This is a genomic window from Acinetobacter sp. CS-2 (assembly GCF_016599715.1).
Lineage (GTDB): Bacteria > Pseudomonadota > Gammaproteobacteria > Pseudomonadales > Moraxellaceae > Acinetobacter.
On record NZ_CP067019.1, the window covers coordinates 1,873,185 to 1,888,301 of the forward strand.

Consider the following 15,117-nt stretch of genomic DNA (forward strand, 5'->3'; position numbering starts at 1 on the left):
CAATCCTTCGAAAAAATTAAATATGTTTCAATAAAAGCAAATGACGTTGTTCGTCTAAACGCGGAACTTTCAGCTCAATGATCTCAAAACTGAATTCATTTTTTAAAGCCTCTACTTCATCCGCAGGGATTAATCCTTTCATCGATGCAATAATACTGTGCGCATGCATAAAAGGTTTAGAAGCGGCAACAAAATCGGTTAAAGAGGCAAATGCACGACTGGTAATGACGTCGAACTGACCGAGCTCCTGGATACTTTCCTCATTTTCGACACGCGTCTGTACGGCAACCACATTTTTTAGTTTTAAATCGGCAATAAACTGTTTCAGGAAACGGATTTTTTTACCGTTCGAGTCTAGCAACACACACTGACGCTCAGGCTGACATAATGCAATGATCATGCCTGGCATACCTCCACCGGTTCCGATATCCAGCAAGCGGCCTTGAGGCAAATCTTTCAAAATACTCAAGCTATCTAGCAGATGCTTGACCAGCATCTCTTTCGGATCACGAATCGCGGTCAAGTTATATGCTTTATTCCACAGTACCAAAGCATCCTGGTATTTGAGTAATAAATTTAAAGCCTCATCGCTAAGCTCCAAACCCAAAGCTTGACTACCCTGCTTAAGTTCTTTGAAAAACTGGTGCATATACAAATAACGTCTCGAAAAGTTAATGGAAGTATACCGATTTATACAACAAGTCACAGTAGCTTGTGCTTAGTGAATATGCACTTAATCGTACAAGCCTTGCTTAATTTGTTGATCCAGTACATTTAATCGCTCGGGAGTGCCAACATCTACCCAGACACCTTGCATTTTGGATGCAGTAATTTGCTGTTCAAGCATCGCTTGCTTTAATAAAGGTGCCAGTGGTCGTTTACCATTTTCCAGACCTGCAAACATCGCAGGATGAATCACCGCAACGCCACTATAAGTCAGTGCTTCACCTTGCTGTGCCTGATCAAAAGTATAAGCCCGGCCATGAGCAAGGATAAAGTCACCGTTGGGATGTTGAGCCGGATTATCGACAAAAACCAGATGAGCAAGATCATCCTGCAATTTCACATCAAATAAGGTCGCAAAGTCCATGGTGGTCCAGACATCACCATTAACCAGAATAAAAGGTTCTTCGCCTAACAATGGCAAAGCATTGATAATCCCCCCCGCAGTTTCTAGTCCTTCACCTTCATGTGACCACAAGATATTGACGCCAAACTCTGACCCATCACCCAAAGCTGAGGCCAGTTTTTCGCCCAACCAGGCCGTATTGATGACAATTTCAGTGACGCCAATACTTTGCAGTTTTTCAATATGCCAAACTATCAAGGGCTTTCCACCCACTTCCAGCAAGGGTTTTGGCGTATGCAGGGTCAGTGGACGCATACGGTTACCCAGCCCTGCAGCAAGAATCATGGCTTTCATTTATGCAGCAACCTCATAACGACCATATTTGGCTTCAAATTTCGGCATCACTTTAGCGTGAATAAACCGTATAAAGGGTTGTAGTTCTGCATAAGGCTGGCTTTCTTCCAGCAAATACCACATCACACGTGGTAAATCCTTGAGATAACCTGACTTACCATCGCGTTCAAACAGACGCACAAAAATACCCAAGATTTTGATATGACGCTGAATCGCCATCATGTCGGCATCTTTTTTAAACTGTTCAAAATCACGGTCTTGCTTTGCCGATTCAGGCAACAGATCATAGAAGGTCTTAAACCATGTATAAACACGGTCTGCGTTCCATTGCACATAGGCATCGCGGGTAATTGAAATCAGGTCATAGGTATCTGCGCCAATAACTGCATCCTGAAAGTCAATCACCCCCAGATCGGTTTCGCCTACAATTTTCATTAAATTACGGCTATGAAAGTCGCGATGTACAATGACTTGCGGTTGCGCCAAAGCCGCGTTGGCTAAAATGGCAAAGGTTCGTTTAATTAAGGCACTTTCTTCTGCTGTTGGCTGAATGTGTAATGACGGCAACATCCAGTCGGTCAACAGTTCCATTTCAGAAATCAGTTTTTCATAAGAATAATTTGGAAAATGATTTGTCCCATCAATGGCTTGTAATTGAATCAGCTGTTTAAAACTTTGTACATAATAAGTATCTACCGTTTGCTCATTCAGCAAGGTCGAAAGTAAGACATCACCAAAATCTTCGAGTAGCAAAAAACCCAGTTCCAGGTCTTTGGCAACAATATGCGGCACACGCACACCATTCTGATCAAAAAATTCATCAATCGTCACAAAAGGCACACAATCTTCTTTTTCTGGTGGTGCATCCATGAGCATAAATGTTTTATTATTCAATTTGATTCGTGCATAACGACGGAAGCTTGCATCGCCTGCCAAAAAATGCGTCTCAAATTGATCTGAACCAAGTACAGATGTAATCCATGTTTGTATCAATTGTTCACGTTGTGTATTCATTTGCGATAAATTCTAATACAGGCTGAGTTTTTAAAGTGCTAAGTGTAGCCACTTATCAACTTTTTCTCTATGATGCGAGAATAATTAATTGCGATTAAGCATACTTGGTTAATGATACAAATGAAGCATCAGTTTAAATTTAATCCTTTAGCGACTGCTATTTTAACCCTTTTATGTGGCAGCTCGATCTCAAGCTATGCTGAATCTACAATTCCAGCTTCGACTGTCGACAACCAAAAAATGAAAGACAGTATTCAGGAGTCATATCCTGGACAACAATTTTTTGAACAATACTATGTAGACAAATCAGCACCTGAAGCTCAACAACGTCAGGGACAGTATTTGAGCTCTGCTTATTGCAAAGGCGCCTGGATTACACCAATCAGTCCGGAGACCAAAGCTGCAGATCCAGACAATGCCACATCTACAGTGACTGCAGATTATGGTCATTTTGACCCGAATGGCGACTCTGTTCTTGAAGGCAATGTATTAATTGACCAGCAAGGCCGCAAAATTCGTGCCGATAAAATCACCATCGACCAGACCCAAACCTACGCAAATGCACAAGGTCGCGTGCAAATGGCACAAGCCGGCTTACTGGCACAAAGTGACCAGATCAATTACAACTTAAAGACCCAGCAAGGCGATTTAAATAACAGCTTTTATATTTCTGAAGAGCAGCATGCACATGGCCGTGCAGAAAAAATCACCCGCACTTCAGAAAATGTGGTGGTGATGAATAACGCTACCTACAGCACCTGTCCACCCGATGAAAAACCAGGCTGGAAAATTCAGGCTGATAAAATTACCTTAAATAAAGAAACCGGACGCGGTGAAACGCGCGGTACCAAACTTTATGTCAAAGAAGTACCGGTGCTTGCAGTACCTTATTTCAACTTCCCGATTGATGACCGTCGCACTACCGGTATTTTGACCCCAGGTTTTGGATTTACCAACGATGGTGGCGTAGAACTTACAGTTCCTGTTTATTTAAACTTGGCACCTAATTACGATGCAACCCTTACACCGCGCTATATCGGTAATCGCGGCGCAATGCTTGAAGGCGAATTCCGCTATTTAACGAAAAATTACGGCACTGGCAGAGTATCGGGCGGCTACTTGGCTGCAGATAACGAATATAATGACCAAGACCGTAAAGGCTTGCAATTCTTACATAACTGGCAAATCAACAACCAGTTTTCTACCAATATTGAATATAACTATGTTTCAGATAAAGACTATTTCTCTGATTTAAATAACAATCCCAACTCAAAAACAGAATTAAACTTGCGCCGTGCCTGGCAGCTCAATTACGGCAATGGAATTCCAGGATTATCTGCGCAACTCAAAGTTGAAAATTTCCAAACGCTCGATAATACCGTTTCATCTGTAGACCGCCCTTATGCACGTCTACCACAATTTTTATTGAATTATAAAACTGGCAATCCCTTAGGTTTGCAATATGAATTCAATAATGACACCGCTTACTTTAAAAAAGATATTACTGATTTCAATAGCCCAAACAACGAACCAAGCGGTACCCGTATTTACAATGATTTTGCAGTGCGTTACAACTATCGTACTCCTTGGTCATTTATGATTCCTGAGATTTCACTGCGCAATATAAATACCGTATATGATCAAAATACGATTGCTGCTCAGAATATTAGCTCATCAGATGAAACAAAGACCGTCACCGTCCCCCAATTCACTTTAGATACCGGTTTAACCTTTGAAAAAGAAGGTAAATATCTGCAAACACTTACTCCTCGCGCTTTTTATGCCTATGCACCGTATAAAAACCAGGATGAACATCCAAACTTTGACTCGGCTCCTGCCTCCATCAATTATGATCAGTTATTCAGTCCACGTCGTTTCTATGGACATGACCGTTTAGAAGACAATAATTTTCTGTCTTTAGGACTAAGTTATAGTCTGTTTGATGAAGTAGGTTTAGAACGCTTAAAAACCAGCGTGGGTCAAAGCTTCTTTTTTGAAGATCGCCGGGTAACGCTAGAAAATAAAGCTGATCAGTTTGATACTGAACGTCGTACCGGCCCTATTTTAAGTGTCTCTAGCCAACTGTCACAAAATTTCACCGTTGGTGCAAATTCTGCATGGATGTCGAATGGTGATAATGCACAGCGTGATCTGCAATTGTATTACACAGGTAATCAGGGAAATCTTTATAATCTGGGTTATTTCTACCGCAAAGACATTCCGAACCGTCAAGACCAGTATGATCAGGTTGTCGCATCATTCATTCAACCTGTAGCAAATAACTGGCGTATTTTAGGTCATGCACAATATGATATGGACAATAATGTCGCTCGTGAGTATTTACTCGGTGTAAATTATGAGTCCTGTTGCTGGGGCATTTCGGTATATGGCCGCTCTTACTATAATGACCTGGACAACGTGAACGATGATGGTGTTTCACCCAAACGTGCCATTATGGCGGAAATTAGCCTCAAAGGCTTAGGCGGCTTCAACAACAAGCTTTCATCTTTACTAGAAAACCGTATTTTAGGTTTCAATAATATTAATCAATCTTGGACACAACGTTAATGAAGACAATACAGTTAAAACATTTTTTTAAAGCGACTGCGCTTGCTTTAGCCTTATCTTCATCAATGACTACATTTGCTCAATCCTCAGATGAAGTGGTTGCAGTGGTAGATAACAGTGTCATTTTAAAAAGTGATTTAGAACAAGGTATCGCAGAACTCAAACATCAATTAGAAACACAAAAAAAACAGCTGCCACCAGAACAATATTTACAGCAACAGGCACTTGACCAGCTCATTATTCGTCAAGCACAACTTGAACAGGTTAAACGCTACAATATTAAGCCGAATGAAAGAGAACTGAATGAAGCTGTGCTTAAGGTTGCAGGTCAATCTGGAAGCAAAAGTTTAGAAGCCTTCCAGCAAAAGCTTGATGGTATTGCACCGGGGACTTACGAATCCTTGCGCAATCGCATTGCAGAAGATTTAGCAATTAATCGCCTGCGTCAACAAGTGGTGATGTCCCGTATTAAAATTAGCGATCAGGATGTAGAAAACTTCTTAAAGACGCCACAAGGTCAAGCCGCTTTAGGGAACCAAGCGCATGTTATTCATATCCGTGTATCTGGTGATGACCAAGCAGCCTTAGAAAAAACTGCAAAACTTGTCAAAGCTGAACTGAATAACAGCAATGATGTTAAAGCGATTGACCAAAAGTTCACTACCAAGACAGTTAAAGTGGAGGGTGCAGATATGGGCTTTAGAAGCCTGTCTGATATCCCGGCTGAACTGGCAGCCCGTGTAAGTACGTTGCAAGAAGGTCAGACTACAGACCTGATTCCAGTGCGAGACGGTATTCATGTGTTAAAATTGATTGAACGTAAAGGTGGTGCGCAAAAAGCGATCGTATCGCAATACCAGACACGTCACATTCTCATTCAGCCTTCGGAAGTAGTAAGTCCTGAAAATGCCAAACAACAAATTGACAGTATCTATAACCGCTTAAAAGCGGGTGAAGATTTTGCCGTATTGGCATCAACTTTTTCCAATGATCCAGGTTCTGCACGTGATGGCGGCAGCTTAGGTTGGGTGAACCCGGGCGTTATGGTACCTGAATTTGAGGTGCAAATGAAAAACACGGCTGTCGGTCAGATCAGTGCACCCTTCCAGACTCAATTTGGCTGGCACATTCTTCAGGTTACAGATATGCGCCAACAAGATATGACGCGTGAATATCAACAACGCATGGCACGTCAAATTCTGGGTGAACGTCAATTCGATGCTGAACTGGATAGCTGGTTACGTGAAATTCGTAGTAATGCCTTTGTAGAAGTCAAAGACCCAAATCTAGACCGTAAAAAAAATAAATAAGCCTCAATTGATTTGAGCCCAAAAACCAGTTGTTTAAGCAACTGGTTTTTTATTACCCACAAGAAAACTAATTAAGGTTTATTGATATTTCATATATAAATTTATGCCCAAATTGAGCAAGCATAGATGAATTGTCTACAATCTTTAGTCCATTCATTTGCTTCAAAATAAAAAAGCCTCTCATAAAGAGAGGCTTTTAAGAATTAACAATTAACGATTATTTTCATCGTCTTGAGAATCTTCAAATTTTGTTTCGCCTTCAAAACCTGGGTTTGCTTGACCACCGAAGCCGCCTTGACCACCGAAACCACCTTGGCTACCGAAACCACCTTGGCCACCGAAGCCACCTTGGCTACCGAAACCACCTTGGCCACCGAAACCACCTTGATTACCACCGAAGCCACCTTGACCACCGAAGCCACCTTGACCACCGAAGCCACCTTGACCACCGAAGCCACCTTGAGGCTGACCACCACCAAAACCGCCAGCACCTTGAGCACCAGCAGGAGCACCAGCAGGACGTGGATTACGTGCAGGAACAACTGTAGAAATCGCATGTTTGTAAACCATTTGGCTTACAGTATTTTTTAACAAAACTACATATTGGTCAAATGATTCAATATGACCTTGTAATTTAATACCATTCACAAGGAAGATAGAAACAGGAATACGTTCCTTACGGAGAGAATTTAAGAACGGATCTTGTAAAGTTTGACCTTTAGACATGTTATAACTCCAAAAAATTAAAAATCAGCGCAAAAAACTATCTTTATTTCTCAATAAAAATTATAAAAAAGATAGTTATTAAATTTTGCTTTATCCGTAACACTTTCGCAAGTCTTCTTGGGCCTGCTTGACCGTCAAATATGTTTTAAAATTATGCGATTCTTGCAAAGATCTTAACCAAGTATATTGACGTTTTGCCAGTTGTCGTGTTGCAAATAAAGACTTATCCTCCATTTCCTGTCGTTTTTTGATACTTAGATCACTTTTTTGTATAAATTCTAGAGCTTGACGATAACCAACTGAGCGCATGGATGGCAAATTATCATTTAAATCGTATTTTTCAATCAGTCCTTCCACTTCATGTAAAAATCCGATATCCCACATGATTTTTAACCGTTGTTCGATACGCTTGTGTAATTCTACACGATCAGGTAATAAGGCATGATTATGAAATGTGTAGCGATATGGTATATTTTTGGGTTGTTCAGCTTGTAGTTTTGTAATTGGCTGTCCAGTCAGCTTAAATACCTCCAAAGCACGAATGATGCGTTGTTTATCACTGACCTTAAATTTCTGCCCCGCCAGAGCATCAACCTCACATAATTCCTGATAAACCGACTCCCAGCCTTCACGCTCTGCTTTAGCCTCAATTTCTGCACGTACTGCATAATCGGCACTGGGCAAATTACTTGACAATCCCTCCAATAAAGCCTTGAAATACAGCATGGTACCACCCACCAGAATAGGTGTTTTACCACGTGCATGGATATCATCAATTAAGCTATAGGCATCCTCTACAAACTGGGCGGCCGAATACACTTCCAATGGAGTGATAATATCGATTAGATGATGCGGATAACGTGCCTGCTCTTCTTTCGTTGGCTTCGCGGTACCAATGTCCATATCTCGATAAACCAGCGCAGAATCAACAGAGATCAGCTCAAAATGACCCTGCTCATAAAGTTCACATGCCAAAGCGGTTTTACCACTTGCAGTTGGTCCCATTAAATTGATGACCGGCAATTGATTCGACATGTACAACTACTCTCCTCGAGCAAAAAGTTTATCTAATTGTGAAAGTGGAAATGCACGCCAAGTTGGACGTCCATGGTTACACTGACTGGCAAATTCGGTTTGTTCCATTTGCCGCAGTAAAGCATTCATTTCCGAAAGACTTAGAATACGATGCGCACGTACAGCACCATGACAGGCCATCCCTGCTAAAATTTGGTCACGCTTTTGCAACAATCCCTGTGCTTCATCATTGGGATCGAGGTCATTGAGCAATTCAGGAACCAAAGCAGCAAAATCTGCCTTGTGCAAAATGGCAGGAACACTACGAACAATTACCTGTTCATCGCCATATTGATCTATTTCCAAACCCAGACGCGCCAACTGGCTTTTTAAATCATCCACCCGCATGGCTTGCATACGGCTAATACTAATTACTTTAGGAATCAGCAATTGTTGTGATGTCCAGAATTCAGGCTTATCCCATGCGGCTTTCATTTGCTGCAACACAATGCGTTCATGTGCGGCATGCATATCGACAATAATCAGGCCTTCAGAGTTTTGTGCCAGAATATAAATGCCGTGTAACTGTGCAATTGCAATCCCGAGTGGATGCTCATCTACATACGTCGATTGCGGCTTTTCAATATTATCACTATTACTTAGGCTATTGATTTGAGAAGAAACAGTATCAGTTTCTTCTCTTAACGGTGCCAGATAGCTTTTCAAGGCATTATTCAGCTGTTGTGAACCTGCATAGCTATTTGCAGCCTGAGATGAAGCATAATGTACCGTTTGCGGACTGCTGGCATTAAAATCACTGAGCAAATCGGTGGAAATTTGCGCTTCCGGTTGTGGCGTATACGCATCTACCGCTTTATGCAGTTGAAATTGTTCCTGATAACGTGGTTGCGGCTGCAGCGCAGCAATCTGGTCTGCTTCATCTCTTTTCATGGCCGAAGCCAGTTCTGCTGTGGCCGTTTGAAATTCAGACAATTTTTCTTTAGCAAAATGACGTACAAACTCGTGTACTTCACGCTGGTTTAAAAAACGGATTTCATGTTTGGTTGGATGCACATTGACATCAATATTTTCAGGATCAACTTCTAAAAACAGCAAATAGGCAGGATGTTGATGACCATGCAAAATGCCATCATAGGCCATACGTAAGGCATGCGAGATAGTCTTGTCTTTGACAATCCGGCCATTCACATACACATATTGCACATCGGCTTGCGCTCTTGCATCTGAGGGATGCCCCAACCATCCGGACAAGCGCATATTGATACTGTCGGCATCAATCCAGTACGCATTTTCGGTAAATTGTCGGCCCAAGAGCTGCTGTACACGCTGGAAGCGCAGCTCACCACTATCTGCAACCGGCAAATTCAGCCGAATAGTGTTGTTATGCTCCAACACAAAACGGATATCAAAATGGGTCAATGCCAGACGGCGCACGATTTCTTCAATATGACCAAATTCAGTCGCCTGTTTTTTTAAGAATTTGCGCCGCGCCGGTACATTAAAGAATAAATCCTGTACCCGAATATGAGTGCCTTTTTGTGTTGCAACCGCCTGAATTTCCTGATGATCAAAAGCTGTGCCATTCACTTCCACCTGATAACCGATGCCTTCATCATTTTGACTGCTAATCAGGGTCAGGCGTGACACCGCAGCAATCGATGCCAAAGCTTCACCACGAAAACCCAAGCTGACAATGGCTTGCAAATCCTCTGCTGTCTGGATTTTACTGGTGGCATGCCGCATGACGGCCAAAGCCAAATCGTCAGGATGAACCCCATGACCATTGTCAATGATTTCAATCAGGGTACTGCCGCCTTGCTCAACCCGAATAACAAGCTCCGTCGCACCCGCATCAATTGAATTTTCTAATAATTCTTTGACCACCGATGCTGGACGTTCAATCACCTCACCTGCTGCAATCTGGTTCGCCAGTGCAGGATTAAGGGTATGAATACGACGTTCGCTCAAATTATCACGCATTGTTAAAATGGCTCTCTAATGCTTGGTTTAATGCTGCAGACGAGAAACTTAAACTCGCAGTACGCGTCAGTTCATCTTCAGACTTTTCAATATTGATAATCAGGTCAGGCTGTGGAATTTCATCGCCACCTTTGGATGGCCATTCAAATAAAAATAGCGCATTCGGCGTTTCCAAATAGTCACGAATGCCCATCAGCTCCAGCTCATAAGGGTCATTTAAACGGTATAAATCGAAATGGAAGATGTCTTTTCCATGAATATTATACGGTTCCACCAAGGTATAAGTAGGGCTTTTTACCGCACCTTGATGGCCTAAGCTTTGCAAAAAATAGCGTGTCAGTGTGGTTTTACCGGCACCTAAATCACCAATTAAATAAATTACACCCGTTGTAAAATGCTGCGCCAAAACCTGTGCTAAATTTTGGGTATCGTCTTCATTGTTTAAAGCCAAATTAAATGAATACTGCATATTACTCACGACAAGATTCAAAAGAACAATTATGATAGCATCGCACCGCTTTATTGCCCATGTTCACACTTCCAAATATGGAACTTTTCCTGCATTTCATTGTAAATAGCAGTGATTTTATGCACAGCAGATTGATCTACGACAAATCACATGACCAGTACTGAATTTCTTCCGCCCATGATTGATGGTGTTAGCGCAAGTAAAGTTTTTCTTCCTAAAACCTCTCCTGCACCAGACAGTGTATATCAATATCTTTGTCAGCAATTTCCGCATATCAAGCCTGCTGAATGGCAACAACGTTTTACTGATGCTTTAATTTATGATGCCGCAGGCAATATCTTAACGGTTGATGCACCTTATAATGAAAATAGTCATGTGTTCTATTACCGTTTTTTAGCCCATGAAATACCCATTCCGTTTGAACATAAAGTTTTATTTGAAAACGAACATTTGCTGGTCATCGATAAACCACATTTTTTAACCATCAGTCCGACGGGGCAATACGTACAGGAAACCCTGCTGGTACGATTAAAAAAACAGACCGGCAATGAATTTCTAACCCCGATTCATCGTTTAGATCGCGAAACTGCCGGTGTGGTTTTATTCTCCAAACAGGTTGCCAGCCGTGCAATCTATCAGGAGATGTTCGCCAAACGTGAGGTGAAAAAAACCTATCACGCTATTGCACCGTTTCATGCCACTTTAACATTTCCATGTTATACACGTTATCGTATGGAAAAAGGTGAACCCTTCTATACCATGCAAGTGGTTGAAGGCAAAATAAATAGTGAAACAGAGATTGATCTGATCGAACATGATAGAGCATGGGGAAAATATGAGCTAAAACCAACCACCGGCAAGCAACACCAACTGCGGCTGCACTTAAGTAGTTTAGGCATTGCCATTAAAAACGATCCCTTTTATCCAACAGTACAACATAAAAGAGAAGATGATTTTTCTGCACCACTGCAACTGTTAGCCAAACATATTGCATTTATTGATCCCCTGAGTGGACAGAACATGACTTTTTCATCCCATTTTGACCTAACATTGTAATATCTTTGTCATTACAAAATATTTTGGTAAATCGAACGTATGAATATTGAAATTACATTCAATTTGATTAAAATAAATGCTGAAAAGTTAAGTAATTAGACGTATTTAAAAAATCATGAGAAAAACCGAAGTTTATCAAATACGACTGGATTCCCAAGAAAAAAAGCATGCTTTTGCAGTATTTAAACAATTGGGCATTACGCCTGCACAAGCAGTCCGACTATTTTTCAAACAAGTTGTTTTAACAAAATCTATTCCATTTTCTATTGAAAATCAGAATATTAACCTTGATCAACTGCAAAAAATCCGAAAATTAAAGCAACAACAAAACACTTCAAACACCTCTACAGAACAGGCTGTTTCTCATGATCAGGACTTTGATCTGGATGACGACCATCTTGACCTTTTTGAAGAACTGAATGCCATTTTGGGTGAAAGTGACAAAACTTAACACTGTCGCATTTACAAACAAAATTTAGAAAAATTCTCATAAAAACTTAGGTATGCTTCATGCAAAGACTATAAAAAAGCATGGAGTATCGCATGATCGTACGACGCGCCTCTTTAGAAGATTTACACCCCCTTGCTGTTTTATTCGATGAATACCGTCAATTTTATGGTGCTTCTTCTAATCTGGATGTATCTTATCAATTTTTAAAGCAGCGATTTCAAAATCAGGAAAGCATCATTTTCATTCATGTAAAAGATGATATTTTTACCGGTTTTATTTTGTTATATCTCGGCTTTTCATCAGTCGCCTGTAGCACCTATTACATTCTGGATGATGTTTACGTCACCCCGACTTTTCGTCGTCAGGGTTCAGCCAAACAGCTCATCGATACTGCGATTTTATTTGCACGTCATGAAAACGCTCAACGTATCAGCCTACAGACGCAAAAGAATAATTATCAATCCTATCAGCTTTATCAAAAAATGGGTTTTGTCAAAGATGATGAATTCCAAACCTATCATTGTTTCCTGAAATAACAATTAAGCTGTCATTCTTGTCTTGGCTAATTCCACCTGTTCGGGGCTTAAATAGATCCAATGCCCTTCTTGTAAATCTGTTAACTCCAAAGCGCCAATCTGCTGACGATGCAATCGCTCTACTTTATTCCCCACTGCGGCCAGCATGCGCTTGACCTGATGATAAACACCCTGATGAATAGTCAGCTGCAATTCATGTTCAGCCAGTAGAATGATATCAGTCGCGGCAAAAATACCCGATTCATTGCGCAATTCCACCCCCTGCTTTAACTGCTGAATTTGCTCTTCCGTTACAGCATCAGCGGTTTGCATACGGTAAACTTTGGCCACATGTTTTTTCGGATGGGTTAAGGCCTGTAGAAATTGTCCATCATCAGTCAATAACAACAGTCCACTGGTGTCCTGATCTAGACGACCCACACACTGCAAGCCACGATTCATCAGCACATCATCAAATAAATCAAATACGCTAAAATGATGGGTGGCCTGATGGGAACACTCATAACCTTGCGGCTTATTTAAAGCGATATACACCTTTTCCCGATAAGCAAAAGTTTCGCCATAGACCGTAAATGTTAAATTATTTAAATCCAGTTTATGTTTTGGATTGGTGATGACTTCCCCTTGAATGGCAATCGCTCCGTTTTTAATGAGCTGCTGGCAATGTTTACGCGAACCAAAACCCTGGGATTGCAACATCTTTTCCAACAACATAGACCTGACCTTTTACTCTCACGAAATGCGCATTCTATACTGAAATGAGAGGTATTTTTATTGTTCCTGCTTTTTCGGGCAAATCTTCCATCAAAACCTTATACAATAGCAATGATTTATAAATTTCTCCCTTTAAATAATGTCCCATCTAGATTTAAACCTGATTGTCCTGCTGGTTTTATTGGCCTGTGGTATCTTTAGCCATAATAGTGCCGTGACGATTGCTGCAGGTGTATTGATCGTTTTTCGCATTACCCCGCTGAGTGAATATTTTCCCTATCTGCAACAACATGGTTTAAATATTGGCATCATTATTTTAACTATTGGCGTTCTGACTCCGATTGCCAGTGGCAAAATTTCTGGCGATGCCATTTTAAAATCCTTCTTGAATTTTAAATCCTTACTTGCCATCGCCATTGGCGTACTGGTCGCCTGGCTGGGTGGACGCGGAGTCAAACTGATGAGCAATCAGCCTGACGTGGTTGCAGGCTTGCTGATTGGTACGGTTGCAGGTGTGGCAGTATTGCGCGGCGTTCCTGTCGGCCCTTTAATTGCTGCTGGAATATTAACCCTGTTTATTGGTCATTCTTGATTTTTTATTCTTAAGCCTGACAACGGATGTTTGACAGGCTTGATCTGCACAATTTATGCAGCTTTTCGAAATAAAATTCTGGTTAAAAGCATGCCAATCAGGGACATGCTTGCCATTAAAATTCCGACCCAAAACCATCCACCTGTGGCCAGTACAATTGAGGCAATCAAAGGCGGCAACAGAAATTGAGATGTGGCGGAGAATTGCAAGACTAATCCTATTGTAGTGGTAATGGCAATCGGCTTTGCGGAAAAATTTAATACTTGAGAAAACACGACCGCTGCGACCAAACCGCCAAATAATGAAAAGCTCAAAACCAATATAAACTGCAGAATAAAGGGCAAAAATTCGCGTAACAGATAAAAACTCAGGGCACAGACCATTAAGGTGGCAAAACCAGTTTGGACTAAAGTTTGAGGCCGCAAACCACGCTGTAACATTAAACCACACACAAAGGTGCCAACAGCATTGGCAATCGCCACGATTGCCGTTAAGGCTCCTGCCACGGCTAAAGGAATTTGATATTGCTGATAAATGCTGGGCAAAAATCCCACCAGACTCAACCATTGTCCGGCATATACACCAAAAATAGCGGCCAGAATCCAGGCTGGAGGATGTTTTAAAGTCAGTTTAATTAAATCAAATACTGCAACCAACTGGGTATGGGTCTGCACTGCGGGAATAACCCTGTAAATCACAGCTGCCAAAGCCAGTGATAATATCCCGAAACATATCCAAACCCCTTGCCAGCCCATACTATTGATCAGGAATGGCGTACACAGTAAGCCTATTCCCATTCCGCCTCCCATATAGGCGCTCCATAGCCCCATCTTGGCTTGTAACTGCTCGAGCGGAACCAGTTGGCGGATAAAAGCAGGACCACTTAAGGTAATCAGTAAAAATCCGAAACCTTCAACCACACGCAGTGCAAGCAACGTCGGGAATTCCTGCACAAAACCACCAGTGAAACTGGCGAATGCGAGTAAACTCAAGCCCAATAGTACACAGCGTTTTAAGCCAATTTTAGCGGTATAACTACCCAGCACGAGTGCCATGCACATACCGGCAACCTGTACCAGAGATAATAAAAAACCGGCTTGCACCAAGCTGATGCCTAACTCGGCTTGGAGTACAGGAACCGCGGGTGGCAACTTGCCTACATGCATGGCAGCGACAAATCCTGCTGCAATAATCCATAAATCTTTGCTGAGCCAACGCACGGCACTCACAACCTTCTCCTTCG

The 15,117-nt window shown here is 41.7% G+C and carries 15 protein-coding genes; 6 read left to right on the forward strand and 9 right to left on the reverse strand.

Annotated features, from left to right (window positions below; all coding sequences use genetic code 11):
- Nucleotides 1–16 precede the first annotated feature (16 nt).
- The 3 genes from rsmG to JFY49_RS09315 all read right to left on the reverse strand — a co-directional run bounded on the left by rsmG (nucleotide 17) and on the right by JFY49_RS09315 (nucleotide 2,437).
- Complete coding sequence (gene rsmG, locus JFY49_RS09305; RefSeq protein ID WP_180080359.1) at nucleotides 17–649, reverse strand: 16S rRNA (guanine(527)-N(7))-methyltransferase RsmG; 633 nt, start codon at nucleotides 647–649, stop codon at nucleotides 17–19.
- Nucleotides 650–733: 84 nt separating this feature from the next.
- Entirely contained in the window at nucleotides 734–1,423 is a 690-nt protein-coding gene (gene murU / locus JFY49_RS09310) for an N-acetylmuramate alpha-1-phosphate uridylyltransferase MurU (protein ID WP_180080362.1), read from the reverse strand.
- Entirely contained in the window at nucleotides 1,424–2,437 is a 1,014-nt protein-coding gene (locus JFY49_RS09315) for an aminoglycoside phosphotransferase family protein (RefSeq protein ID WP_200222663.1), read from the reverse strand.
- Between the two features lie 120 nt (nucleotides 2,438–2,557).
- On the opposite strand from JFY49_RS09315, the gene JFY49_RS09320 reads away from it, so the two are divergent.
- Nucleotides 2,558–5,005: an LPS-assembly protein LptD gene (locus JFY49_RS09320; protein WP_200222664.1), complete on the forward strand. Its 2,448-nt coding sequence runs from the start codon at nucleotides 2,558–2,560 to the stop codon at nucleotides 5,003–5,005.
- The gene (locus tag JFY49_RS09325; protein WP_180041687.1) at nucleotides 5,005–6,315 is read left to right on the forward strand and encodes a peptidylprolyl isomerase; all 1,311 of its coding nucleotides are present in this window, start codon (nucleotides 5,005–5,007) and stop codon (nucleotides 6,313–6,315) included. Before JFY49_RS09320 ends, JFY49_RS09325 begins: the two co-directional genes overlap by 1 nt.
- Nucleotides 6,316–6,525: 210 nt before the next feature.
- Here the strand turns inward: JFY49_RS09325 and hfq are convergent, their stop codons facing one another.
- From hfq to tsaE, 4 genes are all read right to left on the reverse strand, one after another.
- A complete protein-coding gene (hfq, locus tag JFY49_RS09330) occupies nucleotides 6,526–7,041 on the reverse strand; it encodes an RNA chaperone Hfq (RefSeq protein WP_086195493.1) in 516 nt (171 codons plus the stop codon).
- A 90-nt stretch (nucleotides 7,042–7,131) separates the two neighbouring features.
- On the reverse strand, nucleotides 7,132–8,076 hold the full coding sequence (miaA, locus tag JFY49_RS09335; protein WP_200222665.1) for a tRNA (adenosine(37)-N6)-dimethylallyltransferase MiaA: 945 nt from the start codon (nucleotides 8,074–8,076) through the stop codon (nucleotides 7,132–7,134).
- A 6-nt stretch (nucleotides 8,077–8,082) separates the two neighbouring features.
- Nucleotides 8,083–10,056 (reverse strand): DNA mismatch repair endonuclease MutL, encoded by a 1,974-nt coding sequence (mutL, locus tag JFY49_RS09340; RefSeq protein WP_200222666.1) that lies wholly within the window; start codon nucleotides 10,054–10,056, stop codon nucleotides 8,083–8,085.
- The gene (gene tsaE / locus JFY49_RS09345; protein ID WP_086195496.1) at nucleotides 10,049–10,525 is read right to left on the reverse strand and encodes a tRNA (adenosine(37)-N6)-threonylcarbamoyltransferase complex ATPase subunit type 1 TsaE; all 477 of its coding nucleotides are present in this window, start codon (nucleotides 10,523–10,525) and stop codon (nucleotides 10,049–10,051) included. Before tsaE ends, mutL begins: the two co-directional genes overlap by 8 nt.
- 150 nt (nucleotides 10,526–10,675) lie before the next feature.
- Here tsaE and JFY49_RS09350 point away from each other — a divergent pair, with 150 nt between their 5' ends.
- From JFY49_RS09350 to JFY49_RS09360, 3 genes are all read left to right on the forward strand, one after another.
- Nucleotides 10,676–11,581 carry a pseudouridine synthase gene (locus JFY49_RS09350; RefSeq protein ID WP_200222667.1) on the forward strand — a complete coding sequence of 302 codons (906 nt, stop codon included), beginning with the start codon at nucleotides 10,676–10,678 and terminating at the stop codon, nucleotides 11,579–11,581.
- A 115-nt stretch (nucleotides 11,582–11,696) separates the two neighbouring features.
- Complete coding sequence (locus JFY49_RS09355) at nucleotides 11,697–12,032, forward strand: type II toxin-antitoxin system RelB/DinJ family antitoxin (protein ID WP_180080382.1); 336 nt, start codon at nucleotides 11,697–11,699, stop codon at nucleotides 12,030–12,032.
- A 92-nt stretch (nucleotides 12,033–12,124) separates the two neighbouring features.
- Nucleotides 12,125–12,568, forward strand: coding sequence for a GNAT family N-acetyltransferase (locus JFY49_RS09360; protein WP_180080386.1), 444 nt, complete (start codon nucleotides 12,125–12,127; stop codon nucleotides 12,566–12,568).
- Nucleotides 12,569–12,571: 3 nt separating this feature from the next.
- Here JFY49_RS09360 and JFY49_RS09365 read toward each other — a convergent pair whose 3' ends face one another.
- Nucleotides 12,572–13,282, reverse strand: coding sequence for a pseudouridine synthase (locus JFY49_RS09365; protein ID WP_200222668.1), 711 nt, complete (start codon nucleotides 13,280–13,282; stop codon nucleotides 12,572–12,574).
- 139 nt (nucleotides 13,283–13,421) lie between these two features.
- On the opposite strand from JFY49_RS09365, the gene JFY49_RS09370 reads away from it, so the two are divergent.
- Nucleotides 13,422–13,874 (forward strand): DUF441 domain-containing protein, encoded by a 453-nt coding sequence (locus JFY49_RS09370; RefSeq protein ID WP_413784581.1) that lies wholly within the window; start codon nucleotides 13,422–13,424, stop codon nucleotides 13,872–13,874.
- A gap of 53 nt (nucleotides 13,875–13,927) precedes the next feature.
- On the opposite strand, the gene JFY49_RS09375 is transcribed toward JFY49_RS09370, so the two are convergent.
- Nucleotides 13,928–15,103 carry a CynX/NimT family MFS transporter gene (locus JFY49_RS09375; RefSeq protein ID WP_227609430.1) on the reverse strand — a complete coding sequence of 392 codons (1,176 nt, stop codon included), beginning with the start codon at nucleotides 15,101–15,103 and terminating at the stop codon, nucleotides 13,928–13,930.
- Between the last annotated feature and the right edge of the window lie 14 nt (nucleotides 15,104–15,117).